Origin of the sequence: Rhodococcus sp. USK13 (assembly GCF_018343855.1) — a bacterium.
Taxonomy (GTDB): Bacteria; Actinomycetota; Actinomycetes; order Mycobacteriales; family Mycobacteriaceae; genus Rhodococcus_F; species Rhodococcus_F oxybenzonivorans.
In genome coordinates this window covers 3,817,783-3,837,867 of record NZ_CP069242.1, presented here as the reverse complement: position 1 = coordinate 3,837,867, position 20,085 = coordinate 3,817,783, and the positions used below count along the sequence as shown (strand labels likewise).

General features: G+C 66.0%; 22 protein-coding genes. 5 read left to right on the top strand and 17 right to left on the bottom strand.

Annotation, left to right across the window (positions count from 1 at the left end):
- Window positions 1-15: 15 nt before the first annotated feature.
- The 4 genes from JQT59_RS20160 to pgsA all read right to left on the bottom strand — a co-directional run bounded on the left by JQT59_RS20160 (window position 16) and on the right by pgsA (window position 2,585).
- Window positions 16-837: a PspA/IM30 family protein gene (locus tag JQT59_RS20160; protein WP_213571726.1), complete on the bottom strand. Its 822-nt coding sequence runs from the start codon at window positions 835-837 to the stop codon at window positions 16-18.
- A 155-nt stretch (window positions 838-992) separates the two neighbouring features.
- Window positions 993-1,355 carry a helix-turn-helix domain-containing protein gene (locus JQT59_RS20155; RefSeq protein ID WP_213571725.1) on the bottom strand — a complete coding sequence of 121 codons (363 nt, stop codon included), beginning with the start codon at window positions 1,353-1,355 and terminating at the stop codon, window positions 993-995.
- Between the two features lie 70 nt (window positions 1,356-1,425).
- On the bottom strand, window positions 1,426-1,926 hold the full coding sequence (locus JQT59_RS20150) for a CinA family protein (RefSeq protein ID WP_213571724.1): 501 nt from the start codon (window positions 1,924-1,926) through the stop codon (window positions 1,426-1,428).
- Window positions 1,923-2,585, bottom strand: coding sequence for a CDP-diacylglycerol--glycerol-3-phosphate 3-phosphatidyltransferase (gene pgsA, locus JQT59_RS20145; RefSeq protein WP_213571723.1), 663 nt, complete (start codon window positions 2,583-2,585; stop codon window positions 1,923-1,925). The genes JQT59_RS20150 and pgsA overlap by 4 nt, the downstream gene beginning before the upstream one ends.
- A 117-nt stretch (window positions 2,586-2,702) precedes the next feature.
- On the opposite strand from pgsA, the gene JQT59_RS20140 reads away from it, so the two are divergent.
- Window positions 2,703-3,227, top strand: a complete 525-nt coding sequence (locus tag JQT59_RS20140; protein ID WP_159926295.1) for an amino-acid N-acetyltransferase — start codon at window positions 2,703-2,705, stop codon at window positions 3,225-3,227.
- 71 nt (window positions 3,228-3,298) lie between these two features.
- Window positions 3,299-3,583: a YciI family protein gene (locus JQT59_RS20135; protein ID WP_213571722.1), complete on the top strand. Its 285-nt coding sequence runs from the start codon at window positions 3,299-3,301 to the stop codon at window positions 3,581-3,583.
- A 42-nt stretch (window positions 3,584-3,625) separates the two neighbouring features.
- Here the strand turns inward: JQT59_RS20135 and JQT59_RS20130 are convergent, their stop codons facing one another.
- From JQT59_RS20130 to thyX, 6 genes are all read right to left on the bottom strand, one after another.
- Window positions 3,626-4,609: a TerC family protein gene (locus JQT59_RS20130; RefSeq protein WP_213571721.1), complete on the bottom strand. Its 984-nt coding sequence runs from the start codon at window positions 4,607-4,609 to the stop codon at window positions 3,626-3,628.
- Between the two features lie 207 nt (window positions 4,610-4,816).
- On the bottom strand, window positions 4,817-7,450 hold the full coding sequence (locus tag JQT59_RS20125) for a DNA translocase FtsK (protein ID WP_213571720.1): 2,634 nt from the start codon (window positions 7,448-7,450) through the stop codon (window positions 4,817-4,819).
- A 78-nt stretch (window positions 7,451-7,528) separates the two neighbouring features.
- Window positions 7,529-8,152 (bottom strand): TIGR03085 family metal-binding protein, encoded by a 624-nt coding sequence (locus JQT59_RS20120; protein ID WP_213571719.1) that lies wholly within the window; start codon window positions 8,150-8,152, stop codon window positions 7,529-7,531.
- Window positions 8,153-8,177: 25 nt separating this feature from the next.
- Window positions 8,178-10,166, bottom strand: a complete 1,989-nt coding sequence (locus JQT59_RS20115) for a ribonuclease J (RefSeq protein WP_249353689.1) — start codon at window positions 10,164-10,166, stop codon at window positions 8,178-8,180.
- The gene (gene dapA / locus JQT59_RS20110; protein ID WP_213571718.1) at window positions 10,163-11,071 is read right to left on the bottom strand and encodes a 4-hydroxy-tetrahydrodipicolinate synthase; all 909 of its coding nucleotides are present in this window, start codon (window positions 11,069-11,071) and stop codon (window positions 10,163-10,165) included. Before dapA ends, JQT59_RS20115 begins: the two co-directional genes overlap by 4 nt.
- A 43-nt stretch (window positions 11,072-11,114) precedes the next feature.
- Window positions 11,115-11,867 carry an FAD-dependent thymidylate synthase gene (thyX, locus tag JQT59_RS20105; protein ID WP_213571717.1) on the bottom strand — a complete coding sequence of 251 codons (753 nt, stop codon included), beginning with the start codon at window positions 11,865-11,867 and terminating at the stop codon, window positions 11,115-11,117.
- A gap of 166 nt (window positions 11,868-12,033) precedes the next feature.
- On the opposite strand from thyX, the gene JQT59_RS20100 reads away from it, so the two are divergent.
- A complete protein-coding gene (locus tag JQT59_RS20100) occupies window positions 12,034-12,513 on the top strand; it encodes a toxin-antitoxin system HicB family antitoxin (protein ID WP_213571716.1) in 480 nt (159 codons plus the stop codon).
- A gap of 103 nt (window positions 12,514-12,616) precedes the next feature.
- Window positions 12,617-13,051, top strand: coding sequence for an SRPBCC family protein (locus JQT59_RS20095; RefSeq protein ID WP_159926281.1), 435 nt, complete (start codon window positions 12,617-12,619; stop codon window positions 13,049-13,051).
- A gap of 3 nt (window positions 13,052-13,054) precedes the next feature.
- Here JQT59_RS20095 and JQT59_RS20090 read toward each other — a convergent pair whose 3' ends face one another.
- The 7 genes from JQT59_RS20090 to JQT59_RS20060 all read right to left on the bottom strand — a co-directional run bounded on the left by JQT59_RS20090 (window position 13,055) and on the right by JQT59_RS20060 (window position 19,490).
- The gene (locus tag JQT59_RS20090; RefSeq protein WP_213571715.1) at window positions 13,055-14,287 is read right to left on the bottom strand and encodes a winged helix-turn-helix domain-containing protein; all 1,233 of its coding nucleotides are present in this window, start codon (window positions 14,285-14,287) and stop codon (window positions 13,055-13,057) included.
- A gap of 68 nt (window positions 14,288-14,355) precedes the next feature.
- Complete coding sequence (locus tag JQT59_RS20085) at window positions 14,356-14,814, bottom strand: flavodoxin family protein (RefSeq protein WP_213571714.1); 459 nt, start codon at window positions 14,812-14,814, stop codon at window positions 14,356-14,358.
- A gap of 28 nt (window positions 14,815-14,842) precedes the next feature.
- On the bottom strand, window positions 14,843-15,325 hold the full coding sequence (locus JQT59_RS20080; protein WP_159926277.1) for a hypothetical protein: 483 nt from the start codon (window positions 15,323-15,325) through the stop codon (window positions 14,843-14,845).
- Window positions 15,322-16,080, bottom strand: coding sequence for a 4-hydroxy-tetrahydrodipicolinate reductase (dapB, locus tag JQT59_RS20075; protein ID WP_213571713.1), 759 nt, complete (start codon window positions 16,078-16,080; stop codon window positions 15,322-15,324). The genes JQT59_RS20080 and dapB overlap by 4 nt, the downstream gene beginning before the upstream one ends.
- A gap of 135 nt (window positions 16,081-16,215) precedes the next feature.
- Window positions 16,216-17,322, bottom strand: coding sequence for an alcohol dehydrogenase catalytic domain-containing protein (locus JQT59_RS20070; RefSeq protein WP_213571712.1), 1,107 nt, complete (start codon window positions 17,320-17,322; stop codon window positions 16,216-16,218).
- A gap of 27 nt (window positions 17,323-17,349) precedes the next feature.
- Window positions 17,350-18,696 (bottom strand): M16 family metallopeptidase, encoded by a 1,347-nt coding sequence (locus tag JQT59_RS20065; protein WP_213571711.1) that lies wholly within the window; start codon window positions 18,694-18,696, stop codon window positions 17,350-17,352.
- 92 nt (window positions 18,697-18,788) lie between these two features.
- Window positions 18,789-19,490 carry a HemK2/MTQ2 family protein methyltransferase gene (locus JQT59_RS20060; protein WP_213571710.1) on the bottom strand — a complete coding sequence of 234 codons (702 nt, stop codon included), beginning with the start codon at window positions 19,488-19,490 and terminating at the stop codon, window positions 18,789-18,791.
- A 136-nt stretch (window positions 19,491-19,626) separates the two neighbouring features.
- On the opposite strand from JQT59_RS20060, the gene JQT59_RS20055 reads away from it, so the two are divergent.
- A complete protein-coding gene (locus JQT59_RS20055) occupies window positions 19,627-20,040 on the top strand; it encodes an SRPBCC family protein (protein ID WP_249353687.1) in 414 nt (137 codons plus the stop codon).
- The last annotated feature ends 45 nt before the right edge of the window (window positions 20,041-20,085 follow it).

Sequence of the window (20,085 nt, the reverse complement as noted above, 5' to 3'; positions counted from 1 at the left end):
GGGATCAGTGTTCGGCTACTGACCCGCAGTGCCGGTCTGGCCCGCGGCGGGAGGCTGCTGGTTGGCGGCTGGGGTAGCCGGGGCGGCGGCGGCGCCACCGGAAGGGAGCGCATCACCCTTCATCGACGCGCGGATCTGCTCGAGGCGGCTGTGGCCTGCCATCTGGATGCTGGCCTGCTGCACTTCCATCATGCGACCGGAGACCGAGTTCTGGGCGAGTTCGGCGGAGCCCAGTGCGTCGGCGTAGCGGCGTTCGATCTTGTCGCGCACGGCGTCGAGGCTGGGTGTATTGCCGGGCGCGGACAGCGTGCTGTCCATCGAACGCAGCGACTCGCTGACCCGCTCCTGCATCTTCGCCTGCTCGAGCTGACTGAGCAGCTTGGTGCGTTCCGCAACCTTGGACTGCAGTGCCATCGCGTTCTGCTCCACGGCCTTCTTTGCCTGCGCGGCGGCCTGGAGCGACTGATCGTGCAAGGCTTTGAGGTCTTCGACGCCCTGCTCTGCTGTGACCAGTTGAGCAGCGAAGGCCTCGGCGGCGTTGGTGTACTGGATCGCCTTCTCGGTGTCACCGGCAGCTTGCGCCTGATCAGCCAGGTTGACGGCCTGCCGGGCATTGGCGTTCAGCTTCTCGACCTCGTCGAGTTGACGGCTCAGCTTCATCTCGAGCTGGCGCTGGTTGCCGATGACAGACGCGGCCTGCTGTGAAAGGGCCTGGTGCTGACGCTGCGCATCCTCGATCGCCTGCTGAATCTGAACCTTGGGGTCAGCCTTCTCATCGATCTTGGAATTGAAGAGCGCCATCAGGTACTTCCATCCCTTGACGAAAGGATTAGCCATGGGTTTGATCCTGCCTCCATCTGTTGCGCCGCGCGATGCGCGACCCGATGCGCGACCGTCACGCACCGGAACAAGGGCTGCGCCCCGACTGCCTGTCTGACCACCGAAGACGAGATCGGCGTTACGTGAAATCTATCGGTTCGGCGGGCGCGGTGCTACGCAGCAGCGAGTGCCTGCGCCGTCGGGGCGGGAATCACGACCCTCGTGTCGCGGGCGATGGTCGTCGAACCGGCCCGTGCGGACACCTCGGCCGAAGCTCCGTCAGCCGCACGCTCGGCCGACGATCGGTCGGACAGCGACTCGCTGACGTCGACGAGGACATCGGAGAGTGGAACCTCCAACGCATCGCAGATCGCCGCCAGAAGCTCGCTCGAGGCCTCTTTACGCCCCCGCTCGACCTCGGACAGGTACCCGAGGCTCACTCGCGCACTGTTCGACACCTCACGCAGGGTCCGGCTCTGCGAAACGCGCGTGCGCCGAAGACTGTCACCGATTGCCTCACGCAATAGCAGCGCCATCTCGCTCCTCCTTCATCCGTCACCTGTCTCGCCTACTCAACGCGCGAACAGGACCGATTGGTTCCCGACCTTAGCCTGCGGATGTTTCCTGCATGCGATCGAGGAGTTCCGACACGGCCGCAGAAACCGCAGATTTACGGATTCCCCATCTGTCGCCTGCCAATCGCAGTTCGAGCACCGAGTGCCCACCGGCACCGGCGATTCCCAGGAATACCGTGCCGACGGGGTGCCCGTCCTGCGTGTCCGGGCCCGCGACACCGGTCAGGCCGATCCCCCAGTCGGCGGTGCAGCGCACGCGTGCAGCCTCGGCAAGTCCGCCGGCGGTGGACGCCGAGACGGGTCCGTCCGCGGCCAGCGAGACGGGATCCACGCCTGCAAGGGTCTCTTTGAGATCTGTCGCATAGACGACGAGGCCGCCGCGGAGGATCTTGCTGGCGCCCGGAACGCCCGCGATGGTCGCCGCGAGAAGTCCCGCCGTCAGTGATTCCGCAGTCGCGACCGTCTCACCGCGCCGGGTCAGCAGATCCACCAGTTCGCCCACGCGGGTGCCGGGGGTCAACGGGTCGGTCATGCGCCGGTGCCCGCCCTCATCTCGACTCGGTGGACCCCGGCGCGTAGACGAACGGCCTGGACGACATAGTCGAGCCCGGTGATCACCGTCAGTGCCACGGCAGCGCCCATGAGTACCCAGCCGGCGACATCGAAGGCGTCGGGAAGGGGCAAGAGGTAGAAACCGATCGCGATCGTCTGCACGAGTGTTTTGAGCTTTCCTCCCCTGCCTGCCGGAATGACGGCGTGGCGCAACACGGCGAACCGCAGCAGGGTGATGCCCAGTTCACGTACCGCGATGACGACCGTCACCCACCAGGGCAGATCGCCCAGCACGGAGAGACCGACCAGTGCGGCACCGATCAGCGCCTTGTCTGCGATCGGATCGGCGAGCTTGCCGAAATCGGTGACCAATCCGTATTTACGGGCCAGCTGACCGTCGATCCGGTCCGTGATGGCCGCCACCGCGAACACGCCTGTCGCCACCAGCCGCCACACCAGCTCGTGACCGTCGCCGATCAGCAGTACGACCAGGAAGACCGGCACCAGCAAGATCCGCAGGATCGTCAGAATGTTAGCGATGTTGAGTAGTGGCACCTGCGTCTCACTCGCCGGCTCGACAGCGGGGTTCGGAGCCGTCGGGTCATCTGCCGACGGCCGATCCTCACGCTGCGTACTCATCGGCACACCACGGCGTCGAACTGCGCCCCTGGACGTCCTGGGGATCGGGGAGAAGTCAGAGGCGGTACCGGCACGTGCCTAAGAATATCGGTAGGGCTGTTGGCTAATGTTCACGCCATGACATCTCGGACGCCGAACACCGCCGACAATCAGCTGATCGTGCGGCGAGCACGAACCTCCGACGTGCCCGAGATCAAGCGTCTGATCGACATCTACGCCGGCAAGATTCTGCTCGAAAAGAATCTCGTCACCCTGTACGAATCCATCCAGGAGTTCTGGGTCGCCGAGCGTGACGGCGCTGTAATCGGTTGCGGCGCAATGCACGTCCTGTGGGCCGACCTGGGCGAGGTGCGCACCATCGCAGTCGATCCGCAGGCGAAGGGCCGGGGTGCGGGCCACCAGGTGGTCGCAAAACTGATCGAGGTCGCGCGCGAACTCGAACTCGAACGACTCTTCGTGCTCACCTTCGAGGTCGATTTCTTCGCCAAACACGGGTTCGTGGAAATCGACGGCACACCCGTCACCGCGGAGGTATACGCCGAAATGTGCCGTTCGTACGACACCGGTGTCGCCGAATTCCTCGACCTCAGCTATGTCAAGCCGAACACCCTCGGGAACACCCGGATGCTCCTCACACTCTGACGAATCCCGGCATCCGGGACGAAATCGGCCCAGCCGCGAGTGAATTTTTCATACCTACAGAGAGCGAGAACATGTCACTGTTCGTAGTGGAGTACACCTATTCGGACGAGACCGCGGCCGGCCGCGACGAACACCGTGCCGCCCACCGGGTCTGGCTCGGTGACCTCGTCGAGCGCAAGACCGTACTGTCTTCGGGTCCGTTCGCCGACGGCAGTGGTGCCTTCATCATCGTCGACGCCGCCGACGCCGAGACCGTGGAGTTGCTGTTCACCCACGACCCGTTTGCCGTCCACAACCTGGTGACGGCGTCCCGGATCGTGGAGTGGATCCCGGTACTCGGCGAGTTCAGTCTCTGACCCGCCGAGTACCGGCCCCCACCGGCGTTCCGCGAGTGAACGCTACGTGACGGAGCTCATGTTCCGCGTCTTGAGGAGGCTGGCCACAGTCGTGACGGCCAGCACCCCGACGATGACGGCGAGAGACGTTCCCGTCGTGATCTCGGGGACCGCGACGTGTTCCCCGCCGTTGACGAAGCCCAGCGTGTTCTCGTGGAGGGCGTGCAACACCAGCTTGACACCGATGAACGCCAGAATGATCGACAGCCCGTAAGACAGGTACACGAGCCGGTCGAGCAGCCCACCGATCAGGAAGTACAGCTGGCGCAGTCCCATGAGCGCGAACGCGTTGGCGGTGAAGACCAGGTACGGCTCCTGAGTGAGGCCGTAGATCGCCGGAATCGAGTCGAGGGCGAACAGCACGTCGGTGAAGCCGATGGCGACGAGTGCCAGAAGCAGCGGTGTGACCACGCGCTTGCCGTTGATCCTGGTGACGAGCTTGTCGCCGTCGTAGGAATCCGTGGTGGGAAGAACCTTCTTCACCAGGGCGACGATCCTGCTGTCGCGTTCCTCCTCGACCTCTTTCTCGTGCCCGTGGTCACGGACCAGCGTGTACGCGGTGTAGATGAGGAACGCGCCGAACAGGTAGAACACCCAGCTGTAGGTGTTGATGGCCGCCGCGCCGACGGCAATGAAGATGCCGCGCATCACCAACGCCATGACGATGCCGATCAGCAGTACCTTCTGCTGGAACTCCCGCGGCACGGAGAACGTCGCCATGATGATCACGAAGACGAAGAGGTTGTCGACCGACAGCGCTTTCTCGGTGACGTAACCCGCGAAGTATTCCCCGCCGTACTGGCTGCCCCAGAGCCACATCACGATCAATCCGAACAGGATCGCGATGGCGATGTACACCGTCGACCAGAAGGCCGACTCCCGGAAGCTCGGGGCGTGCGGGGTGCGCACGTGGGCGAAGAAGTCGAAGACGAACAGTCCGAGAATCACCACACAGGTGATGACCCAGACCAGCGGCGAGACATGCATGTAGACAGACCTCCGGTAGACCTCGTTGGGTACCGGAGGTCTCTCCCGCCGAGTCGAACCGAGGTCCGACCGACTGGCAGCCCCGGATCGGCAATGGTGCCGATCGTGCTGACGATGCTGCCACAGAGGTGGGGATACTCCCCTCCAAGTCGCTGACCATTCAACCACATCGCGCCGGAATCGCACATTTCGGACACTGCGTCCGCTCTACTCGTCGGACGGGGCCTCGTTCGGATCTCCACCGCGGATCGACCACAGCAGGCCGTCCAACTCATCGGGCTTGATCAGAACCTCACGTGCCTTGGAGCCTTCGCTGGGTCCGACCACACCCCGAGTTTCCATCAGGTCCATCAACCGGCCGGCCTTCGCAAACCCGACACGCAGTTTGCGCTGCAGCATCGACGTGGAACCGAACTGGCTGGACACGACGAGTTCGACCGCCTGCAGCAGCACGTCCATATCGTCGCCGATATCGGAGTCGACATCCTTCTTCTCCCCGACCTTCGCCGCGGTGACACCCTCGGTGTACTCCGGCTCCGCCTGGTTCTTACTGAAATCGACCACCGCCGAGATTTCTTCGTCGGTGATGAAGGCGCCCTGAAGACGGGTCGGCTTGCCCGCACCCATCGGGAGGAACAACCCGTCGCCCATACCGATCAGCTTCTCGGCACCGGGCTGATCCAGGATGACTCGGGAGTCGGTGAGCGAGGACGTCGCGAAGGCGAGTCGCGAGGGCACATTGGTCTTGATCAACCCGGTTACGACGTCCACCGACGGTCGCTGCGTGGCCAGCACGAGGTGGATGCCGGCTGCACGCGCCTTCTGGGTGATGCGCACGATTGCTTCCTCGACATCGCGCGGCGCGGTCATCATGAGGTCCGCGAGCTCGTCGACGATGGCGAGAATGTACGGATACGGACGGTAGACCCGTTCACTTCCGAGTGGGGCAGTGATTTCCCCGGACTTCACCTTGGAGTTGAAGTCGTCGATGTGACGCACCCGATTGGCCTGCATGTCCTGGTAACGCTGTTCCATCTCTTCCACCAACCAGGCCAGCGCGGCAGCGGCCTTCTTGGGCTGGGTGATGATGGGCGTGATGAGGTGCGGAATGCCCTCGTACGGCGTCAGTTCGACCATCTTGGGGTCGATGAGGATCATCCGAACCTCGTCGGGCGTCGCGCGCGAGAGCAGCGACACCAGCATCGAGTTGACGAAGCTGGACTTACCGGAGCCGGTCGACCCTGCCACGAGCAGGTGCGGCATCTTTGCCAGGTTCGCGCTGACGAAGTGGCCCTCGATGTCCTTACCGAGGCCGATCACCAGCGGATGGTGGTCCTTCCGCGTCGAAGGCGCGGTGAGGACGTCGGCCAGGCGCACCATCTCGCGGTCTGAGTTGGGCACCTCGATACCGACGGCGGACTTTCCGGGGATCGGCGCCAGCAGGCGCACGTTGTCGGTGGCGACGGCATACGCGATATTGCGGGCCAGAGCGGTGATCTTCTCGACCTTGACGCCGGGACCGAGTTCCACCTCGTACCGGGTGACGGTGGGGCCCCGGGTGAACCCGGTGACCGCGGCATCTATCTTGAACTGGTCGAGGACCTCGGTGATCGCCTCGATCATCGCGTCGTTGGCCGAACTGCGCTTCTTCGGTGGATCACCGTCGATCAGCAGCGACGTCGGAGGCAGCGTGTAGTCACCCTCCACAACCCGATCGGTCACGAACTTGTCGACCTCGGGCAGCGGCGGCTCCGGTTCGGGTTCCGGCTTCGGCGCCACCACCGGCTTGGTCTTGGGGCGAGCGGGTTTCGGCGTCGGAACAGGTGGCGGCGGCACCGGCTCCGCCGCGGTCTCGGCGTCCCAGAGTCCGAGGACTTCCGTCTTCGCCGTGTCGCTCACGGTGTATTCGTCGGTGGGATAGTTGTCGGCCGGTGCGCCCTTCGGTCCGGACGCGTAGTCGTCCACCGGGTAGCCGTCGGCGTCGAACAGCGTGGGGTCGTATTCGCCGTCCTCGTAGTACTCGCTGTCGTAGTCGGCGTAGTGGTCGCGGCCGAAGGATGTGCCGAAGTACGCCTGCAGCTTGCCGGGGACTTCGCGCACCGTGGTCCCGGTGACCAGCAGGACGCCGAAGAGCGCTGCCATGAGCAGCAAAGGAGCGGACAACCACACGGTCAGTCCGTCCGTCAACGGGCCGCCCGCCGCATAGCCGACGAAACCCGCACCCTGCGCGCGGCCGTCGGCGTCGGTGGGGGCGCCACTCGCGATGTGCCAGAGACCCAGTGCGGGCAACCCCACCAACAGCGACCCGAGCACCAGTCGCGGCCGGATCTCCGGCTTCGGCTCCGTTCGCATCAGCACGACGGCAATGCCGACGCCGATCACGGGCAACACCGCGGAGGCGCCGCCGAATACCGCCCGGACACCGGTTTCGATCCACTCCCCCACAGGACCGCCCGCAGAGAACCAGATGCCTCCGGCGATGACGACACTCATCGCGATCAGGCCGAGGGCGATTCCGTCGCGCCGATGTCCTTGTTCGATCTCGGCAGCCTTACCGACGGTGCGGGTGGTTGCCCCGACACCCTTGGCCACCAGCGACCATCCGGCGCCGATGCCGCGGCCCACCGACTTCAACGGGCTCGCGCCGGACGCCTTCTTCGCCGCCGGCTTTCTGCCACCGCCGCGGGCGGCACCGGCACGCGGCGAGGTGGCCTTACGCGGAGTGCTGACCGTGCGGGTCGTCCGCGACTTCGGCTTGGACGCAGACGAGGCACCCCGCACGCCCGTCCTTGCCGTGGACGTCGTCGTGCTCGAACCGCGGGCGCTCGCCTTACCTGCCATGGTTCTCAGATTAGTCGCTGCGGCACCTTCCGGACCATCCGCAACACCCGTAACAGCCGTCGACCTGTGCCGAGCGCCTCAGAAGCTACGGTCCAGTGACATGATCGCGGCGACATCCTCGGCGTCGCCCGCGGCTTCGATCCGTACGGCGTCTCTCCCGAACGCGTGCAGGGCCAATTCGGCCGGTTCACCTCGGAGAACGACCTGTCGGGGCGCGGCGTTGCGCACCGTCGCCTGCTCACCCGACGGACGTTCGAGCACCACCGTGACAGGCGCGCGGCGATAGCCGAGCCGTCCCACCTTGCGTGCCAGACCCCACAGGGCGTCCTGGCGCGCTGTGGGGAGAATCCGCGGCTCCCACCCCTCGTGGGCACGGCGCACGTCCTCGTGGTGGACGAACATCTCGCCCAGGTTCACCTGAGCGTCGACCCAGTACATCGGCGACCACCGCGGAGGACCGGTCCGGACCTCGTCGAGCAGCCGGCTCCACGGGCGCGTCGCCGTCTCGTTCTGGACCCGCTCGGTGTAACCGGCGAGACGGCTGACGAGGATTCCCGGGGCCGCGTCGAGCCGCCGTTCACGGACGACGAGGTGGGCAGCGAGATCCCGGTTGGTCCAGTCCCCGCAGAGGGTGGGCGCATCCGGGCCGAACTCGGCCATCGAGTCGACCAGGGCAAGGCGTTCATCTCGGGCGAAGGTCACCCGAACGAATTTACCTGCCGCGGAACTATTTGCCGTCGAACGACGGCACCGCGATCACGGTGGGCACGATCATCGGCCGGCGACGGTACTTGTCCGCAACCCACTTACCCACTACCCGCCGGATCGCCTGGGCGATCCGATGCGCGTCGTTGATGCCCTCCGTGGCCAGGCGCGCGAGTTCCGCCTCGACCAATTGGGCGGCATCCTTGAGGGCGGTCGGGTCGTCGGAGAATCCGCGCCCGGACACCTCCGGGGTGCTGACGGCGCGGCCGGTGTGGTCGTCGATCACCACGTTGATCGCAATGAACCCGCCCTCCCCGAGAACCAATCGATCCGACAGCGTGGAGTCGCCGACATCACCGACGGACAGTCCGTCGACGTAGACGTGTCCGACCGGCACCTGCCCGACGATTTCGGCGAGACCGTCCACCATGTCGACCACGACGCCGTCCTCGGCGAGCACGATGCGTTCTTCCGGAACGCCGGTGGCCTTGGCCAGCGCGGCGTTGGCGCGCAGGTGCCGCCATTCGCCGTGCACCGGCATGGCGTTGGTGGGCCGGACCGCGTTGTACAGGTAGAGCAGCTCACCCGCCGACGCGTGGCCGGAGACGTGCACCTTGGCGCTCTGCTGCGTGACCACGGTGGCACCGCGCTTGGCGAGACCGTTCACGACCGCGAAGACGGAGTTCTCATTGCCCGGAATCAGTGACGAGGCGAGGACCACCAGGTCGTTGGCCCGGACATTGATCTGCCGGTGTTCACCCCGCGCCATCCGCGACAACGCCGACAGCGGTTCACCCTGAGAGCCGGTGGAGATGAGAACGAGGCGATCGTCGGGCAGGTTCGCCGCGGTGTCGATGTCGACCACCAGACCGTCGGGCACGCTCAGGTAGCCGAGATCCTGTGCGATCTGCATGTTGCGGACCATGGATCGGCCCACGAACGCAACCCGGCGGTTGTAGCGGTGCGCCACGTCGACGACCTGCTGGATGCGGTGGACGTGGCTGGCGAACGACGCCACGATCACACGTTGCTTCGCCTTACCGATGACGTTGTCGAGCACGCCGCCGATCTCACGTTCCGGTGTGACGAATCCCGGCACCTCGGCGTTGGTCGAGTCGACCAGGAACAGGTCCACTCCTTCGTCGCCGAGACGCGAGAAGCCGGCGAGGTCGGTGAGCCTGCCGTCGAGCGGAAGCTGGTCGAGTTTGATGTCACCGGTGTGCAGCACGACTCCGGCGTCGGTCCTGATGGCGACCGCGATCGCGTCCGGGATGGAGTGGTTGACCGCGAAGTACTCACACTCGAACGGGCCGTGTGCCGTGCGCTGGCCTTCCGTCACCTCGACGAGGTTGGGTCGCTGACGATGTTCCCGGCACTTGGCTGCGACGAGCGCGAGCGTGAACCGGGAGCCGATGACCGGCAGATCCGGCCGGAGGCGGAGCAGGAACGGGATCGCCCCGATGTGATCCTCGTGACCGTGGGTGAGGACGACGGCCTCGACATCGGCCATGCGATCCTCGATGTGCCGGAAGTCCGGCAGGATCAGATCCACACCAGGCTGCTGATCCTCGGGAAACAGCACGCCGCAGTCGACGATGAGCAGTTTGCCCTGATGCTCGAAGACGGTCATGTTCCGGCCGATTTCACCGATGCCCCCGAGGGCGACCACTCGCAGTCCCTTGAAGGGCGCCTTGGGCGGTGCACCGAGCCGCGCGGTCGGATCGGGAGTTGCCGCCCGGTTGTCCGGACGCTTGTTGCCGTTACCACCGCGACGAGAGCGCGAGGGCGACTTGCCGGTGGCGCCCGTCTTGGTGGATGCAGCCTTCACCGGCGCGGACTTCGCTTGCTTCGGCGCAGTGGGGCTCTCTGCGAGCGGGGGTTCCGATTTCGGTTGCTCCACCGCCGCCGCCGACGGCTCGGGCACGGGAGGTGCTGCGGGCTGCTCGGCCGGGCTGGGAGCCGGCGGTCCGGCCTGACGGCTTGCGCTGCGACGACGGGGGGGACGGGTCATGCGAGTACCCCCGCAGCGTGAAGGTCGGCTGCCAGGAGATCGAGCTGATCGTGGGTGGGTGCCACTTGAGGGAGCCTGGGTTCGCCCACGTCGAGACCTATCAATCGCAATCCTGCCTTTGACGCACTGACCCCGCCCAACCGCGCAACGGATCGGATGACCGGGATCAGGGTGAGGTTGATGGCACGCGCCCGGGCGATATCGCCGGCCGCGAATGCCGTGTGGAGTTCACGCAGCCGGGACGGCACGAGGTGCCCGATCACGCTGACGAAGCCGGTGGCGCCGACCGCCAACCACGGCAGGTTCAGCGGATCATCGCCCGAGTAGAAGAGGAGGTCGGTGGTTCCGATCAATTCGGCGCCGGCGTTCAAATCGCCCTTCGCGTCCTTGACCGCGACGATGCGCGGATGCTCGGCGAGGCGGCGGATCGTCTCGGTCTCGATGGGGACGACTGAGCGCGGCGGAATGTCGTAGAGCATCACCGGAAGGTCGGTGGCATCTGCGACAGCGGTGAAGTGGGCGTACAGACCCGCCTGCGGCGGACGCGAGTAGTACGGGGTGACGACGAGGAGTCCCTGCGCCCCGGCGCGGGCGGCGTCGCGCGCGAGTTCGACACTGTGGGCGGTGTCGTTACTTCCTGCGCCTGCGATGATCTTCGCCCGGTCGCCGACGGCGTCGATGACGGCGCGGAGCAGCTCGAGCTTCTCGTTCTCGGTGGTTGTCGGCGACTCACCGGTGGTACCGGCGAGCACGAGAGCATCGCATCCATTGTCGACGAGGTACGCCGCGAGGCGGACACCCGCGTCGACGTCCAGCTTTCCGTCGGAGGTGAACGGCGTCACCATCGCAGTGGAAACTGTGCCGAACGGACGCTCGACGTGAGAAGCGGAATCACCGTAGGTCATGGTCAGAAGGCTACCCGGTGGCCCAGGTACTTTCGCACACCACTCACAGGTCGGCGGAAAACGTGCTCCGCGCCACTTCCGATCCGTCTCCCCAGTCGACGATCTCGAAGTCGCCGAACACATTAGGTGCCGCCTTCTGCAACTGCCTGAGGCATTCGACAGCAAGTCGACGAATCTCGACGTCGGCGTGCTCGGTCGCCCGCATCGACACGAAGTGACGCCACGCGCGGTAGTTGCCGGTGACCACCACCCGGGTCTCGGTCGCGTTGGGCAATACGGCCCGGGCGGCCTGGCGGGCCTCCTTGTTCCGCACGGGAAGGCTCGAGGTCTCCGCAAGCTTGGCCTCGAGTGCTTCGAGCAGCTCGCCGTATGCCGCCCGGCTCGCGTCCGTCGCTCTGGCGAAGAGTGCCTCGAGCTCGGGATCACCGGCGATCGCGGGCGGCACGACCACGTTGGAGTCGTTCTCCCGCACGAACCGCTGCGACAACTGCGAGTAGGAGAAATGCCGGTGCCGAATCAGCTCGTGGGTGCACGAGCGGGAGATTCCGGTGATGTAAAAGGTGACGCTGCCGTGTTCCAGGACGGATTCGTGCCCGACTTCGAGGAGGTGGCGAAGATACCCGGCGTTGGTCGCCGTGCGCGGGTTGGGCTTCGACCAGCTCTGATAGCAGGCGCGTCCCGCGAACTCGGCCAGCGCCTCCCCTCCGTCGGCGTCCGTCTCCCACGGGATGTCCTCCGGTGGAAGGAACTCCGTCTTCGCGACGAGCTGCACCCTGAGCGACACCGTCTGCGGCACTGCGTGATCCTCCTACCGGACCCGAGAACGGATCCATTCCTGATGCATAAACCCTAGTTGCGCCGTGATTCGGGCTCCGTGCGGGTGGGGGCGCCCGTGCGGCGGTCGCAGCCACCCCTCGACCGACACCCTTGACCGACGTCACAGATGACGTCATGCTGGCGTCATGAACCTCGACAGTTACGTCGCCCGGCTGCGCGACGACCTCACGGCAGCCGCAGCCCTCGGCGACGACCGGACCCGGGACACAGCGGCGGCGCTCGCGGTAGCCGTCGAACCGGCGGCCCGGCTCCTCCTGCTGTCCGCACTCACTGAATTCGCTGGTGAGGTGTCTTCTGTGCTCGAGAGTCGCACCGTGAAGGTGCGACTGGAGGGTACCGAGGTCGGGGTCGACATTGCCCGTACCACCGCAGACACCGCAGGAGCGGAGGACAAGAACACCACCACCGCCGAAGACATCAGCGCGGCCTTCGATGACGCCACAGGTGACATCAGCCGCGTCACTCTGCGGCTGATGGATCAGATCAAGTCGAAGGCAGAGGAGGCCGCGTCACAGAACGGAGTGTCGCTGAACTCGTGGGTGTCCCAGGCAGTGCAGGGCGCCCTCAAAGACCATATGCGCCGTAACCTCGGCAACAATTTCTGAAGCGGCGCCGCACTCCCTCCATGGCCCCGGCACCGACGGTGGTCTAATTACGTCGCAACAGCCACACGGTGAGAGTCGCCACGGGCTCGAAGGAGCGAAAAATATGGCCGTTTCCGGCGTCAAAGAGTTCGAGATCAAGGCCGATCCGGCCACGGTGATGGCCGCGATCGCCGCGGTGGATCGGCTGCCCGAGTGGTCGTCTGCCCACAAGTCGGTGACCATCGAAAGCACCCACGACGACGGCCGCCCCCACCGTGTTCGGATGAACGTCTCCATTCTCGGCATCAGCGACGAGCAGGTGGTCGACTACACCTTCGAGGGTGACGACACCGTGTCGTGGCACCTCGTCGAGAGCGGTCAGCAAAATGCGCAGGACGGCTCGTATGTTTTGACCGAATCAGGCTCCGGTACCAAGGTGACTTTCGAGCTGACGGTCGATCCCAAGATCCCGTTGCCCGGTTTCCTCGTGAAGAAGGCGCAGAAAACTGCACTCGAGACGGCCAGCAAGGGTCTCACCAAGTTCGTCGAAAGCCTGTAGCGCTCACACTTCTCGCGGTCGCTTCGCCGCGGCCGCGAGAAGTGGGGCGAGATCTCCACGCTTGTCTACCGTGACTTCGCCCAGCTCGAGCCACTCCGCCATCCGGTACAGCTCGGACAGCAGCGGCTCCACCACCCGCTCGGGACGCGCTCCCGCTTCGACGAAGGCCGACCGCACCTCGAGCGCTCCCCTCGCTCGGTCGGCTTTCACATCGACTCGGGCTACCAACTCGCCGTCGAGTAGGAACGGAAAGACGTAGTAACCGTGCACCCGCTTGTGCGCGGGAGTGTAGATCTCGAGGCGATACCGGAAGTCGAACATCCGCTCCGTCCGCGGCCGGAAAAATACAAGCGGATCGAACGGACACAACAGCGCAGCGCCCTCTACCCGCCGCGGCGTCCGGACGTCGCGATGCATGTAGGCCGCAACGTCCCAGCCTCGCACGGTGACCGCGTGGAGCACACCGTCCTCGACGAGGTCCTCGACTGCGGGCTTGATCTGCGCCGGGGACAGCCGGTAGTAGTCGCGCAGGTCAGACTCCGTCGCTACTCCCAGCGCCCGTGCGGACCGGCCGACGAGCCGCCGGATCGACTCCTCCTCCGAATACTCCTGCGCGAGAATGCTTTCGGGCAGCACTCGATCGGTGAGATCGTAGTGACGGGTGAACGCGACTCGTTTGTCGACCGCGAGGGCCCCGGCGGCGAACAACTGCTCGCATACGACCTTGGTGTCGCTGCGGTCCCACCACGGCCCTTTGCGATCGGGCCGATCGACCTCGAGGTGCTTCTCCACGTCGCGGGCGCTGCTGGGACCCACCGCCCGGATCACGTCGAGCACATCGGCGGCGAGGGTGGGATTGCTGTCGAGTACCCGGGCCTCGCCTGCCCACCTGCCGTGCCGGTAGCGGTGCATACGCCACCGGAACAACGGCCAGTCCTCGACCGGGATGAACGCCGCCTCGTGCGCCCAATACTCCGCGAGCATGCGCGGCGTGCGGGCACGGTGCGACCACGCCGCCGAGTCGAGCAGTCCCCGGTCGTAGACGCCGATTCTGCTGAACAGCGGAACGTAGTGGGCCCGAGCCGCCACCGACACCGAATCGATCTGGAACAACCGGATCCGGTCGAGAACCGAGCGGATGTGCCGTCGGGTAGGGATACCCGTCGGCCTGGCATCGGCAAATCCCTGCGCCCACAGTGCCGACTTTCTGGCCGCGGCGGCGGTCATCTCACGCATGACCGCATCCTGTCACCAGGTACCGACAGTATGAGGCAGGATCGCGGATCGACACGTCCCAGCGGGCGTCAGATGCCCTCGGCGAGAACCACTGCCACCGTCGCACCGAGGTCGTAACAGCGCTCACGTGCTGCCGCGTCGACCGCACCGGTGAGTTCGAGCGCTTCGGCGGCTTGCGTGAGTGCGAGGCCGGTCACGATCTTCTGTACCGACGTGACCGCGCCGGCTGTGTCGTTGTTGCCGTGTACCCACAGACCGTAGGGGCGGCCCGCGACCGCGTCGAGACAGGGGTAGTACACCGTATCGAAGAAGTGCTTGAGCGCTCCCGACATGTAACCGAAGTTGGCGGACGTCCCGAACAGGAAGCCGTCGGCGGCGAGGACGTCGGGCACGGTGGCCCCGAGAGCGGGTATCGACCGCACCTCGACGCCCTCGATGTCGGGGTCCCGGGCACCCTTCAGCACCGCTTCGAGGCACTCGCGGGTGACCGGCGACGGGGTGTGGTGGACGACGAGGAGTGATGGCACAGTCGTCAGCGTACGACCGGTTGCGGCATTACTGCCCCGCCCCGCTCTCGCGTTCGAGACGTTCCAGTTCCACGGCCCGCTTCATCGTCTCCCGGGCGCGGCCGCGGTCGCCGGCGTAGTCGTAAGCGCGGGCAAGCCGGTACGAGCTCCGCCAGTTGTCGGGATCCGCCTCCCATTCCGCCTTGACCTGCTGGAAGAGGGCGTCGGCAGCGTCGCGGTCTATTCGTCCGGACGGACGCTTCGGCAGATTCGTGACGTCCAGTTCGAGACCCTCGTCGCCGATGCGACGGGCGAGTTTCTGATGTTGCAGGCCTGCCCGGAGTGTCGCGTAGACGATCCACGCACCGAGGAACGGAAGGATGAGAACTCCGACGCCGAGCCCCACCGCGGCGACCCCGCCATCCTGGATCAGGGCGATCCCACGCTGACCGAGCAGCACGAAGTAGAACACGAGCGCGGCGACAAGCAATGCGATCGTGACGACCGTCTTGGTCGACTCGTTACTCTTCACAGGTCGAGAAGCGGGTCGATACCCACAGTGAGGCCGGGGCGGGACGCGATCTGCCGCACCCCGAGGAGTACGCCGGGAGCGAAGGAATTGCGGTCGATCGAGTCGTGCCGGATGGTCAGCGTCTCCCCCTGTGTTCCCAGGATGACCTCCTGATGCGCGACGAGCCCGGCGAGCCGGACAGAGTGCACCCGGACACCGTCCACATCGGCGCCGCGGGCACCGTCGAGTTCGGTGGTGGTGGCGTCCGGACTGAGGCCGAGGCCCGCCTTGCGGCGCGCCTCGGAGATGAGCGCCGCGGTCCGGTAGGCGGTGCCGGACGGTGCGTCCGCCTTGTTGGGGTGATGCAGTTCGATGACCTCGACGGAGTCGAAGAAGCGCGCGGCGGCCTCGGCGAACCGCATCGACAGAACGGCTCCGATTGCAAAGTTGGGAGCGATGAGGACGCCCACCGAGGGCTGATCGGCCAGCCACGACCGCACCGTGTCGAGGCGGGTGTCATCGAAGCCCGTGGTTCCCACCACTGCGTGAATGCCATTGGCAACGAGAAAGTTCAGGTTGTCCATCACCACATCGGGGTGCGTGAAGTCGACGACAACCTGAGCACCGGACTCGGTGAACACCTCCAACCGGTCGCCGTGATCGACCTCCGCCACGAGCTCGAGGTCCGACGCCTGCTCCACCGCCTCGCAGATCGCTCGGCCGACCTTGCCCTTGGCTCCGAGAACTCCGACCCTGATGGGTGCTGCTGCGCTCACTTCTCCACGCTCCGTCCAGTCACATCGATTCGCCCGAAAGCCTACGCAACCACCGGGTGACGGCCGAAGTGCAGGGGCCGACCGGGAGATCTTCCTCTCCTCACCCGTAGCTTCCACACCCGTAGCCGGGTGCGATCAATCGAAGACGATGATCTGGCGGATCGCGCGGCCCTCGGCGAGTTCGTCCATGCCGTGGTTGATCTGGTCGAGTGAGATGCGGGACGAAATCAGCTTCTCCACGGGCAGCTTCCCCGAACGCCACAGATCCTCGTAGACGGGGATGTCCCGAGCGGGAACAGCCGATCCGAGGTAGCTGCCGATGATTGTGCGGGCCTCGGCCACCAGGGTCAACGGCGAGATCGACGAGCGCGCCTGTGGGGACGGCAGCCCGACGGTGATGGTTTTTCCGCCGGGGGCGGTGGCGGACACGGCCGATTCGAAGGCTCGCGCATTGCCGGCGGCCTCGATCACGATGGGCGCCCGTATGCCGGCCTCCACCAGTTCGGCAGGCGTGTATACCGCCGTCGCACCCAGTTCGAGTGCGGCCTGGAGCTTTTCCGGCACCGAGTCGACCCCGATGACCTCGCCGGCACCCCGCGAGACGGCGGTGAGAATCGCGGCCATTCCGACCCCACCGAGGCCGACCACCATGACGGCCTGACCGGGGCGCGGATTGCCGGCGTTGAGAACGGCTCCGCCTCCGGTGAGAACAGCGCATCCGAGTACCGCGGCCACATCGGCGGGCACGTCGTCACCGACAGGAACGACAGAATGGCGGTTGACCACGGCATGCGTGGCGAAACCGGACACTCCGAGGTGGTGGTGCACCGACTCGTCGCCCCGATGCAGACGCGAGCCGCCGTCGAGCAGGGTTCCGTCGTTGTTGGCTTTCGAACCCGGCACGCACGGCCTCTGGCCGTCGGTGGCGCAGCCCTCGCACTGGCCACAGCGCGGCAGGAACGTCATGACGACCCGTCGTCCGACGCTGAGGTCGTCCACGCCAGCGCCGAGTTGCTCGACACGCCCGGCCGCCTCATGACCGAGCAACATCGGAACCGGCCGGACCCGATTGCCGTCGACGACGGACAGGTCCGAATGGCACAGTCCCGCAGCCTCGATCCGGACCAGAATTTCACCCGGACCCGGCTCGTCCAGTTCGAGTTCGGCGATAGAGATGGGCGCGGACTCCGCGAAGGGTCGTGTTCGGCCGATCTCTTCGAGCACTGCTCCACGAATCTTCATCTCGCACGCCTCCTGTTGTCGGGCTCGTTACCGGACGATGCCACGCACCGACGCGGGCAAATCACGTTTGCGCCGATACGGCCCTACGACGGCGGCGCCGAAGGGGCGCTGCAACAGCACCCTCGCCACGTCACGAACCTCGTCGGTGGTGACCGCATCGATCTTCGCCAAGGTTTCGGCGATGCTGCGATGGTTGCCGTAGTTCAGTTCGCTCTTGCCGATGCGGTGCATCCGCGATCCCGAATCCTCCAGGCCGAGGACCAGACCCCCGCGCAGAGACCCCTTCGCGCGGGCACATTCGGCGTCTGCGATGCCGTCGGCGGCGACGGTGGACAGCACCTCTCGGATGACCGTGGCGACCTCGCCGAGGTTCTCGGGCTGGCAGCCCGCATAGACCGAGAACGCACCGGTGTCGGCGAACGTATCGACGCCGGAGTACACGGAATACGCGAGCCCGCGGATTTCGCGCACCTCTTGGAAGAGACGGGAACTGAGCCCGCCCCCGACGGCGGCATTGAGCACCGACAGCGCCCACCGATGCGACTCGTGCCTGCCGAACGCCCGAACGCCGAGGGAGAGATGGACTTGTTCGCTGTCGCGGTTGGTGAGGCTCAGCGTGGGCGCTGTGCGCAGCCGCAACGCACCGGCGCGGCGAGGCGCGGGCTCGGCCGCCTCCTCGAGATGACCGGCGAACGCCCGGCGCACCATCTCCACCGTGTGCTCGTGGTCGACGTTCCCGGCCACCGCTACCACCATCCGCGGCGGTGTGTACCGGCGAACGTGGAACGAGTGCAGCTGGGTGCGAGTCATCGATTCGATCGACTCGACACTGCCGATCACGGGACGGCCGACGGGGTGGTCGCCGTACAGAGCCGTGAGGAAGGCATCGCCGAGCAAGTCCTCGGGATCGTCGTCACGCATCGCGATTTCCTCGAGGACCACCTGGCGCTCCACGTCGACATCCGAGGAACGGCAGCGGCCTCGAAGCACCACATCGCTTACCAGGTCGACTGCCAGGGGCAGATCCTCATCCAGCACGTGCGCGTAGAAGCAGGTGTGTTCCTTCGAGGTGAAAGCATTGAGTTCGCCTCCTACACCGTCCATCACCTGGGCGATGTCGAGGGCACTGCGTGACGGAGTGGCCTTGAAGAGCAAATGCTCGAGGAAGTGCGCAGCTCCCGCGACCGTGGGTTGCTCATCGCGGGATCCCACACCGACCCACACACCGACGGATGCGGATCGCACGCCGGGAACGTATTCGGTGACAACGCGGAGACCGCCGGGAAGCACAGTGCGCTCGACACCGGGATCCGGTTCACGCAGGGTCGACGCTGCAGTGGGGGCCGCGACGCGGCGGCGATCGATCTTGGCCATGTAGTGGTTCAGCGGTCCTCGAAAACTGGGCGACGTCGAACGGCAAACTTTACACGGAGACACCGACCGACCCGTTTCCGCCTCCGGCGGGATCACTCGTCGAAGCTACCTGGGCGTAAACCGGCTCTCGACCCCACATCCGTGGCGGCCAGTACGACGATCCGCTCGGTTCGCTGCCCAGGGAGAATCATTCCCCGCTCCTCCAGCATCCGCGCGCGGCCGGCGAGTGCTGGGCCGAACGGAACGTGTTCCGAGGCAACGACCTCGACCCGCAGACCCCGCTCCTCGAGCATGGTTCGCGACTTCTCCACACCGTTCAGAACAGACTGGACGAGGAGAAGAGTGCCGCCCGGAGCAAGGAGTTCCGGGACCGCGACGCAGAGGCGGTCGAGGACGGTGCGCCCGTCGATTCCCGCATCCCACGCCAGCCCGCGAACGCGCCCGCGACCGCGACCGCGAACAGAGTCGTCCGACGTCGCCGAGTACGGCGGATTCGCCACCACCACATCGAAGCGCAGCGTCCGCACCGGGTCGACGAGATCGCCCCGCACCACCCGCACGGTCCGGCGGTTCAGCTTGGAGTTGAGCCAAGTGCTGATCACGGCGCGGCGAGACACGTCGACGGCGGTGACCCATCCCGCGCCACCTTCACAGGCGGCCACACTCAATGCGCCGGTGCCACAGCATAAATCGAGCACACGCGTTCCCGGCCCGAGCTTTCGTCCGGCAAGTACCTCGGCGAGCAACCAGGTGTCCCGCTGAGGCCGATAGACCCCGGGCAGGCGAAACAACATGACCGGCTCCCTCCCACGCCGTTGATGACCAGCGTGGGAGGGACCCACAGTTACATGCAACTCGACTGGCCGCATTTCATCCGGTGTTCACGTCGGATCCCGTCCGAGCCGGCTGAAGACTTCGCGAATCGGGTATATGACGGGGGTGCCCCGTTCCTATTCCGCCGATTCTCCCGCGCCGGCCGACGCGATATGGTCCCTGCTGTCACGGCCGTCACGGTGGCCAGAATGGGCTCCGCACATTCGCGGTGCCTGGGCTCTGGGATCTCCGGAGGTGCAGTGCGGGCGCCGCGGGGCAGCACGGGTGCTGTGGTTCATTCCGGTTCCGGTGGTCATCTCCGCCAAGACGCCCGGTCGGTCCTGGACCTGGCGGGTGGGTCCCATGGACCTCGAGCACTCCGTCGAACCTCTCGGTTCCGGCTCGCGAATCACGATGACGCTGTCGGCGCCCGGGCCGGTGGAGCCGGTGTTGGCCGCCACCTACGGGCCGATCATCGCCCTTCTCGTTCGGCGGCTCGCCCGCGTCGCCGGCGCGGCACCCGCCACCTGACAGTGGTCCCGAATACGCGAGCGGCCCCGCACGAGTAACGTGCGG